The organism is Photorhabdus akhurstii, from assembly GCF_018448925.1.
In the GTDB taxonomy this organism is placed as follows: domain Bacteria; phylum Pseudomonadota; class Gammaproteobacteria; order Enterobacterales; family Enterobacteriaceae; genus Photorhabdus; species Photorhabdus akhurstii.
Genome location: NZ_RCWE01000157.1, coordinates 1 through 255, shown reverse-complemented (window position 1 = coordinate 255; position 255 = coordinate 1). Strand labels below are relative to the sequence as shown.

Annotated in this window: 1 protein-coding gene; it reads left to right on the top strand. The window is 60.4% G+C overall.

Translation table 11 applies throughout. The features are described from left to right. The coding region (locus EAE93_RS25805) for a hypothetical protein (protein WP_214040756.1) at positions 1-255 on the top strand (255 nt) is incomplete at both ends.

The following is a 255-nucleotide window of genomic DNA, read 5'->3' as shown; positions in this document are numbered from 1 at the left end:
GCGACCGGGTAGAAATCCGCACCACCGAAGGGGCATCGCTTTACTTTGCCTTACCGGCCGCTTATACCCACAGCGTCAACCCGGACCACCCGGATTTCACCCTCAGCCGGGGAGAACAGGGCTATATTCTCCGGCACCGGGATTCACCGGTTCACAAGTATTTTGCGCTGTCCTCCCCGGCCTCATCCGAAGGGACACAGCGCTGGCGGCTCACGGAACACCGGGACGTGTATGACAACCGGCTGCGGTTTATCT